Origin of the sequence: Sporichthya sp. (assembly GCF_013815995.1) — a bacterium.
GTDB lineage: Bacteria > Actinomycetota > Actinomycetes > Sporichthyales > Sporichthyaceae > Sporichthya.
Window position 1 is genome coordinate 1 of record NZ_JACDFE010000265.1, and the last position, 5443, is coordinate 5443.

Annotated in this window: 5 protein-coding genes and 1 pseudogene; 1 reads left to right on the forward strand and 5 read right to left on the reverse strand. The window is 71.9% G+C overall.

All coding sequences use genetic code 11. The annotated features are described in order from the left end of the window. Window positions 1–325: 325 nt before the first annotated feature. A complete protein-coding gene (gene proS, locus H0X00_RS21090; protein ID WP_293774541.1) occupies window positions 326–1774 on the forward strand; it encodes a proline--tRNA ligase in 1449 nt (482 codons plus the stop codon). 136 nt (window positions 1775–1910) lie between these two features. Here the strand turns inward: proS and H0X00_RS21095 are convergent, their stop codons facing one another. The 5 genes and pseudogenes from H0X00_RS21095 to H0X00_RS21115 all read right to left on the reverse strand — a co-directional run. Further along, window positions 1911–2342, reverse strand: a complete 432-nt coding sequence (locus H0X00_RS21095) for a cupredoxin domain-containing protein (protein ID WP_293774542.1) — start codon at window positions 2340–2342, stop codon at window positions 1911–1913. An 80-nt stretch (window positions 2343–2422) separates the two neighbouring features. Further along, window positions 2423–2800: a hypothetical protein gene (locus H0X00_RS21100; protein ID WP_293774543.1), complete on the reverse strand. Its 378-nt coding sequence runs from the start codon at window positions 2798–2800 to the stop codon at window positions 2423–2425. A 40-nt stretch (window positions 2801–2840) separates the two neighbouring features. Further along, window positions 2841–4133, reverse strand: coding sequence for a DUF58 domain-containing protein (locus H0X00_RS21105; protein ID WP_293774545.1), 1293 nt, complete (start codon window positions 4131–4133; stop codon window positions 2841–2843). Window positions 4134–4221: 88 nt separating this feature from the next. After that, window positions 4222–5193, reverse strand: a complete 972-nt coding sequence (locus tag H0X00_RS21110; RefSeq protein WP_367186721.1) for an AAA family ATPase — start codon at window positions 5191–5193, stop codon at window positions 4222–4224. A 16-nt stretch (window positions 5194–5209) separates the two neighbouring features. After that, window positions 5210–5443, reverse strand: a pseudogene (locus H0X00_RS21115) (hypothetical protein); the annotation flags it as partial.

Consider the following 5443-nt stretch of genomic DNA (forward strand, 5'->3'; position numbering starts at 1 on the left):
GGCCGGGGGCGCGGGCTCGGCCGGGGGCGCCGGGTCGTCCGCCGGGGAGCTCACCCCGATCGCGTGCGTCGCGACCGCCGGGTTCACCCCCAGAGTTGGCAGCGCACAGAACGCCAGTCCGGTTGCCAACAGCACTCGTGCATATGTCCCACGCGTCACAACAGCCTCCCCAGTAACAGCTCGGTGACCCCACCGTCGCCCCCAGGAGCCCGGAAGTCCAGCAAATCGCCCGGAACGCCCCGGTGTGTCGGTTCCTGGGGGACGTGGGGCGCTCGGGCGAAACCCGGTCGGGCCGGGCACCGACCGGCCAGTAGCCTCAGGCCCCATGGCCAAGGACGAGCGGGCAGTCACCGCACAGAGCGAAAACTTCTCCGACTGGTACAACGACGTGGTCCTGAGGGCGCAGCTCGTCGACCGTGGCCCGGTCAAGGGCACGATGGTGATCCGCCCGTACGGCTACCGGCTCTGGGAGCTGCTGCAGTCCGCGCTCGACGGCCGGATCAAGGACACCGGGCACGACAATGCCTACTTCCCGATGTTCATCCCCGAGAGTTACCTCAAGCGCGAGGCGGAGCACGTCGAGGGCTTTGCGCCCGAGCTCGCCGTGGTGACCCATGCCGGCGGCAAGGAGCTCGAAGAGCCCCTGATCGTTCGGCCCACCAGCGAAACGATCATCGGCGAGATGATGAGCAAGTGGATCGCCTCGCACCGCGATCTCCCGCTGCTGCTCAACCAGTGGGCGAACGTGGTCCGCTGGGAGCTGCGCCCCCGGATGTTCCTGCGCACGACGGAGTTCCTCTGGCAGGAGGGTCACACCGCGCACGCCGACGAGGACGACGCGATGCGCGAGACCCTGCAGATGCTCGACGTCTATGTCGAGATCGCCCGCGACTGGGCCGCGATCCCGGTGGTGCCGGGGGAGAAGACCGCCGGCGAACGGTTCGCGGGCGCGCTGCGGACGTTCACCATCGAAGGCATGATGCGCGACGGCAAGGCCCTGCAGTCCGGGACCTCGCACTACATGGGCACGAACTTCGCCAAGGCCTTCGACATCAAGTACGCCGACGCGTCCTCCGGTGGCCAGCAGTACTGCCACACCACGTCCTGGGGCATGTCCACCCGCATGATCGGCGCGATCATCATGGCCCACGGCGACGACAAGGGCCTGATGCTGCCGCCCAAGCTGGCGCCGTATCAGGTCGTCATCATCCCCGTGATGCGCAAGGGCGAGGCCACCCCCGAGGTGACGGCCGCCGTCGATGCTCTGTTCGCCGAGCTCAAGGCCGCCGGGGTGCGTGCGCACGTCGACGACCGTCCCCAGGTCTCGCAGGGCTTCAAGTTCAACGACTGGGAGATGCGCGGGGTCCCGCTGCGGATCGCGGTCGGCCCCCGCGACCTCGAAGCCGGGGTCGCCGAGGTCGGGAACCGGTTGACCGGGGAGAAGGAGTCGCTCCCGCTCGCCGGGCTGGCGGCCTCGATCCCCGCGATGCTCGACGGCATCCAGGCCGACATGCTCGCCCGCGCCACGGCGTTCCGCGACGAGAACATCCACACCGTCGACTCCTGGGACGCCTTCCTCGAGGTCACCTCCACCGGGTGGGCCCGCACGTTCCACTGCGGTCAACCCGCCTGCGAGAAGGACATCAAGGCCTCGAGCGCCGCGGTCACCCCGCGCTGCATCCCGACCGACGGCGAGGCCGAGACCGGCTCCTGCGTCAAGTGCGGGGCGGAGTCGGCCTACGGGAAGCGAATCCTTTTCGGCCGCGCCTACTGACCTACGCTGCGGATGACATCCGTTGCGACATCGCAACGGATGTCATCCGTTGAGGATCTGACGGGTCGTCGAATCGAGGAGCCATTCCTCGAAACGCTTGACCGTCCAGCCCTGGCCCCCGACCAGGCGGTGCACGTCACTTGACGTGCAGGGTGCCCTCCATGCCGAAGTGGTAGGTGCACTTGTACGGGTAGTCGCCGGCTTTGGCCGGGGCGGTGATGCTGCCGTCCTTGCCACCGTCGAGGTCCCCGCTGGCGAAGGCCTTCCCGTTGGAGTCCTTGTCCTTCAGATCGTGCCGGGCGGTGCCCGCGTTCATCACCATGATCGAGGCGCCCGGCGCGACCGTGAGGTCCGCGGGACTGAAGGTGTTGTCCTTCATCGTGATCATCGAGGCGGCGGCGGAGCCGGAGCCGGCCGGGCGGCCCGCGTCCGGGGTCGCGGCGGCACCCGAGGTATCGGTGGTCGTGGACGTGCCCGACGACGCTTCGTCGTCGCCGCCACCGCAGGCCGCGAGGCCCACCAACATGGCGACGGCCGCGACAGCGGCGAGTTGGGTCCGGAACTTCATGCTTGGCGTCCTCTCAAAGCAGGCGGGGGACCTCAGGGGCAGGTACCCGCGCCAGGTATCGACACGCATTCGGAGCGAACCTACCGGGCGGGTTGGTCCGAGCCTTCGGGCGCGCCCGCGGGCGCGGGCGCGGTCCCGCCGCGGCGCCAGAGCATCCCGACGCCGGGGATGCCCAGGACGGCGCGGCGCACCTCGTCGGTGACCCGGAGCAGCTCGGCCACGTCGGGCCCGAGCCGGTCGACCTGCTTGATCAGAGGGACCAGGCCCTCGGTGTGTTCCAGGGACCGCTCGGCCTGATTCATCAACAGGTCGGCCCGGGCGAGCAGCGCCTCGGTGGAGTCGACCATCCGCAGCAGCCGGCGGGGCAGCCGGATCAGGTCGACCACTACCTCGGCAACTTCGGTGCCGACGTTCAGCGAGGCGTCGACGACGCGCGCGGGATCCACCCGGGGGGTCATGGGCCGAGCATCGCACGCCGCGCTGGGAATCCTCACCTGGTCAGAGCTTTCCCGCGGCCTTGAGTTCCAGGTACCGGTCGGCCAGAGCGGGCGGCAGCAGGTCTGGCGGGGCGTCGAGGACGTCGACGCCGAGCCGGCCGAGCAGGGATGCGGTGTACGCCCGCTGGCCGCGGGTCCGTTCGGCGGCGGCGGCGGAGTACACCGCTTCGGCGCTCCCGCGGCCGCCGGCCAACTCCACGATCCGGGTGTCGGCCACCGAGGCCAACAGCACCCGGTGACGGGCGGTCAGGGTGGGCAGCACCGGCAGCAGGCCGTCGATGACCGGGGCGGTGTCCAGTGCGGTCAGCAGCACCACCAGGGCGCCGCGCCCGCCGCGGCGCAGCACCTCGGCGGCCAGTCCGCGCATGTCCGTCTCGACCAGGACGGGCTCGACCGGGGCCATCGCGGAGACCAGCGCCGGCAGGAGGGCGGCTCCGCTCAGGCCGGTCACGCTGGCGCGCACCTGCCGGTCGTAGGCCAGCAGGTCGATCCGGTCCCCGGCGTGCGAGGCGAGCGCCGCCAGCAGCAGGGCGGCGTCCATCGCGGCGTCGAGTCGAGGGGCGTCGCCGACCCGGCCGGCCGACAGGCGCCCGGTGTCAAGAACCAGCAGCAGTCGCCGGTCCCGCTCGGGCCGCCAGGTCCGCACGGTCACGTCGGCCCTGCGCGCGGTGGCCCGCCAGTCGATCGAGCGGACGTCGTCGCCGACCACGTACTCGCGTAGCGAGTCGAACTCGGTGCCCTGGCCGCGGACCATCACCGCGGTCCTTCCGTCCAGCGCCCGCAGCCGGTCCAGCCGCGAGGGCAGGTGCCGGCGGCTGTGGAACGGCGGGAGCACGCGGAGCACGAACGGGGCCCGGTGCGCGCCCTGCCGCGCGGCCAGCCCGAGCGGGCCGATCGAGCGCATCGTGACCCGGTCGGCCGGTCGGTCCCCACGTCGGGTCGGCAGCAGCGGTGTGCTGACTCGTCGCGTCTCGCCGGACGGGATGGAGATCTGATGCCGCGTCACGGCAGCGCCGGCGCTGGGCGGCCAGGCGTCGCGCAGGGTACCGCGAACGGTGCGCGGGCCGCGGTTGGTCACCGTGAGGGTGACCGTGGCCGGTTCGCCGAGCCGCACCGTGCTCGGCCCGGAATGCAGCACCCGCAGATCCTTCACCCGGCCGGCCAGCGCGAGGTCGATCAGGACGGCGACGAGCAGGACGCCGTCCACCGCGAGCACCGCGGCCGCGGATGCGGAGGCGAACACGACCACGGCCGCGAGGACCGCAATCAGCGCCGCCCGACCCGTCAGCGCCACGGACTTTGCCTACGAGAGCGCAGATGTACAGGTGATTTCGGCCGGAACAGCCTGCGGATGTGCGCTTTCGGAAGTAAAGCGGCGGCGCTCATCGCGGGACGGGGACGTTGGCGAGGACCTGGTCGAGCACGCCCTCGGTGGTGGCGCCTTCCAGCTCCGCCTCGGCGCGCAGGCCGATCCGGTGCCGCAGGGCGGGGCGGGCCAGGGCCTTGACGTCGTCGGGCAGGACGTAGTCGCGGCCGGAGAGCCAGGCCCACGCGCGGCTCGCGGCGAGCAGCGCGGTCGCGCCGCGGGGGGAGACCCCGAGACGCACCGCGGGGGACTCGCGGGTGGCGCGGCAGACGTCGACGATGTAGCCGACGATGTCCTCGCGGACCGCCACGGTGCGGGCCGCCGCCTGCGCGATCGCGAGGTCGCGCGCATTTGCCACCGGGCCGACCCCGGCGGCCTCGAGGTTGCGCGGGTCGAAGCCGCCGGCGTGACGCTGCAGGACCGCGATCTCGTCGACGCGCGACGGCAACGGCATCACGAGCTTGAGCAGGAACCGGTCCAGTTGCGCCTCGGGCAGCGGGTAGGTGCCCTCGTACTCGACCGGGTTCTGGGTGGCCGCGACCAGGAACGGGTCGGGCAGTGGACGCGGGGTGCCGTCGACCGAGACCTGCCGTTCCTCCATCGCCTCCAGCAGCGAGGCCTGGGTCTTCGGCGGCGTCCGGTTGATCTCGTCGGCCAGCAGCAGGTTGGTGAACACCGGGCCCGGGCGGAAGGAGAACTCCGCGCTGCGGGCGTCATAGATCAGCGAGCCGGTGATGTCGCCGGGCATCAGGTCGGGGGTGAACTGGACCCGGGTCGTCTTCAGATCCAGCGCCCGGCAGAAGGTGCGCACCAGCAGCGTCTTCGCGATGCCGGGCACGCCCTCCAACAGCACGTGGCCGCGACAGATCAGCGCGATCACCAGGCCGGTGACCGCGGCGTCCTGGCCGACCACCGCCTTGCCGACCTCGGCCCGCAGCGCGACCAGCGCGGCGTGCGCGCGGGCGACCTCATCAGGGGTGGCGCCCATGGTCAGGCTGGAGTTCTCAGTCACGGTGCCCACTTTCGTGCGTGTGCGAGCCTTCCCGCAGTTGCGCGGCCAGGGTGTCCAGGTCGTCGGCGAGGGTGACCAGCGCGGCGTCGTCGCCGGGGGCCTCGCCATAGAGCAGGTGGCCGATCTCGTGGGGCGGCCGGCCGGTGTGCCGGGCCACCGCCTCGGTCAGCGCGCGCGGGTCGGAACCGACCGCAGCGAGGCCGAACCGGGGCGCGACCCCGCGGAC